This is a genomic window from Polaromonas sp. P1_G2 (assembly GCF_056405515.1).
Genome location: NZ_JBFUBY010000408.1, coordinates 1 through 2,603, shown reverse-complemented (window position 1 = coordinate 2,603; position 2,603 = coordinate 1). Strand labels below are relative to the sequence as shown.

At 59.9% G+C, this 2,603-nt stretch carries 4 protein-coding genes and 1 pseudogene; 2 read left to right on the top strand and 3 right to left on the bottom strand.

Going from position 1 to position 2,603, the window contains the following annotated elements:
• On the top strand, positions 1 to 617 hold a 617-nt coding region (locus AC1D0P_RS24345), incomplete at its 5' end, for a class I SAM-dependent RNA methyltransferase family protein (RefSeq protein ID WP_477679084.1).
• A 44-nt stretch (positions 618 to 661) separates the two neighbouring features.
• On the opposite strand, the gene AC1D0P_RS24340 is transcribed toward AC1D0P_RS24345, so the two are convergent.
• On the bottom strand, positions 662 to 1,351 hold the full coding sequence (locus AC1D0P_RS24340; RefSeq protein ID WP_477679083.1) for a Bax inhibitor-1/YccA family protein: 690 nt from the start codon (positions 1,349 to 1,351) through the stop codon (positions 662 to 664).
• A gap of 191 nt (positions 1,352 to 1,542) precedes the next feature.
• Here AC1D0P_RS24340 and AC1D0P_RS24335 point away from each other — a divergent pair, with 191 nt between their 5' ends.
• Complete coding sequence (locus AC1D0P_RS24335; RefSeq protein WP_477654101.1) at positions 1,543 to 1,950, top strand: GlcG/HbpS family heme-binding protein; 408 nt, start codon at positions 1,543 to 1,545, stop codon at positions 1,948 to 1,950.
• 210 nt (positions 1,951 to 2,160) lie between these two features.
• Here the strand turns inward: AC1D0P_RS24335 and AC1D0P_RS24330 are convergent, their stop codons facing one another.
• On the bottom strand, positions 2,161 to 2,373 hold the full coding sequence (locus AC1D0P_RS24330) for a hemin uptake protein HemP (RefSeq protein WP_477679082.1): 213 nt from the start codon (positions 2,371 to 2,373) through the stop codon (positions 2,161 to 2,163).
• Positions 2,374 to 2,516: 143 nt separating this feature from the next.
• Positions 2,517 to 2,603 (bottom strand): annotated as a pseudogene (locus AC1D0P_RS24325) (biopolymer transporter ExbD); the annotation flags it as partial.

Genomic DNA, 2,603 nt, shown 5'->3' with positions numbered 1-2,603 from the left:
ATTTCACCCAGGTCAACCCGCAGATCAACCAGGTGCTGGTTTCGCGCGCCTTGCGCCTGCTGGCCGTGCAGCCGAATGAGCGAGTGATCGACTGGTTTTGCGGGCTGGGAAATTTCACGCTGCCTTTGGCCACGCGTGCCCGGGAAGTGCTCGGCATCGAGGGCAGTGAAGTGCTGGTGGCCCGTTCCCGAGAGAATTTTGAGAGAAACAGGAGCGCATCACCCGCTCGCCGGGCATTGGCCCCGACCCGGTTTGTGGCGCGCAACCTGTTTGAAATGACGCCGGCCATGCTGGTCAAGGACGGCGCCGCCGACAAATGGCTGGTGGACCCGCCACGCGAAGGCGCGTTTGAGTTGTTCAAGTCGCTGGCGGCCCTACAACAACAGATCGTGAGCGGCGTTCCCTGCGACGACGGCGGGCACCAGCAAAGCCTGGCGCTGAACGGCTGGACGCCGCCCCGGCGCATCGTCTACGTGAGTTGCAATCCGGCCACCCTGGCGCGGGACGCGGGCGTGCTGGTGGAAAGCGGCGCCTGGCGCTGCACCGCGGCGGGTGTGGTCAACATGTTTCCGCACACGGCGCATGTGGAGTCCATCGCGGTATTCGAGCGGGCATAAAAAAAGGAGCCCGAGGGCTCCTTTTTTGCGAGTGGCGGGGACGCTCAGTCCCTCTCGCCGCCGAAGATCCCCAGCAGGGCCAGCAGGCTCTGGAAGATGTTGAACAGGTCCAGGTAAATGGCCAGGGTGGCGCTGATGTAGTTGGTTTCGCCGCCGTCGATCACCTGTTTCAGGTCATACAGCAGGTAGGCGCTGAACACGGCTATGGCCAGGGTGCTGATCACCGCCATCATCATGGTCGAACCGACAAACACGTTGATGACGGCCGCCACCATGATGACCAGGGCGCCGGCAAACAGCCATTTGCTCATGCCGCTCAGGTCGCGCTTGATGACGGTGGCCAGGCTGGCCATCACGAACATCACGCCTGCCGTGCCGGCAAAGGCCGTCATGACCAGCGATGCGCCGTTGCTGAAGCCGAGCACCATGGCAATCATGCGCGAGAGCATCAGGCCCATGAAGAAGGTAAAGCCCAGTAGCACAGGCACGCCGGCGGCCGAGTTCTTGGTCTTCTCAATGGCGAAAATAAAGCCGAATGCACCGCCCAGGAACACGATCAGGCCCAAGCCGCCGGATAGCGAGCGAGTGATGCCGGTCGCCACGCCAAGCCAGGCGCCCAGCACGGTGGGCAACAGGCTCAGGGCCAGCAACCAGTAAGTGTTGCGCAGGACCTTGTTGCGTTGCTCGACGCTTGTGGCAACGCCATAGTCGAGGGTTTGAACATTGTCAGTCATGAGAGTCGTCTCCAGGGCGCCAGCAAATGCGGGCAAGATTATTTTAGGGTGCATTGCGGTTTTTCCAGCCCTCACCCCCTACTTTTTGTAAGGGTTCTATAAGCTAATTTGGCGGCAATGGGCGTGAAAGACGCCCTCGAATTTGCGTATGCTCGGTATCTTTGCCAATAAACCCGGAAATCCTGAAGACCATGAAATCAAAAGCAGTGCTTGAATTCGCCGACGTCAAAACCATCGCCGCCGCCGCCGAGGCGGAAGCCCTCAAGAACAACTGGGCCGTGACCATTGCCATCGTCGACGACGGCGGCCACCTGCTGCACCTGCAGCGCCTGGACGGCGCGCCGCCTATCTCCTCACATCTCGCCCCTTCCAAGGCCAATACCGCCGCCATGGGCCGCCGCGACAGCAAGATCTACGAAGATGTCATCAACGGCGGGCGCATGTCCTTTCTGTCGGCGCCGTATCTCCAAGGCATGCTGGAGGGCGGCGTTCCCATCATCAAAGACGGGCAATGCATTGGCGCCGTGGGCGTGAGCGGTGTGAAATCGAGTGAAGATGCGCAGATTGCCCGTGCGGGCATGGCCGCTATCGGCCTCTAGATCCTGCTGCCAGCAGCATGAAAAAAGCCGACCAAGGGTCGGCTTTTTTGTTGGCGGGGAGCAGGGAAGCATCAGGAAAAAAAGCCTGGCTAAACAACTCCGGGGAGTCGGTGGCTGGCTAAAAACGACCTTGGGAGCTTGATAGCCCCGGATCGCCCCACGATGAAACTCTCGATGAAAAGAAATGTGCCGTCGCTGTGGTGCGCGAGCTTATTTGGTCAAGATCAATTTACCCAGGCGCGTGGCCTGCAGGCGGTAAGTTGACCCGTTGTGGTTGATCTCGACGGCCTTTTGTCCGCGCAGGATTTCCGTGCTGTTGACCGTGGCTGCAGAGCCGCCCTGGCCACCCGAAGCGGTCTCTGTGTGCACGGGGGCGCGGGCAGGAAGGCTCAAGGTGTTGGAGGGGGGCAGTGCGATGGACATGGTTTAAACCTGTTTGGGCTTCGTTGAGTTAATGATAACCATTCTCATTTGAAAGTCAAGCGAGTTTGGGCTGCGAAGTGTTTTTTTATGTCAATGAAAAAGACCTGCCCAGTGGTTCTGCTGGCAGGCCTTGATTCACTGGATCAGTTTTTTGGCTCGGTGATAAAACCGATCTTGCGCAGCCCGGCTTGCTGCGCGGCCGCCATCGCCTGCGCCACGCGTTCGTAACG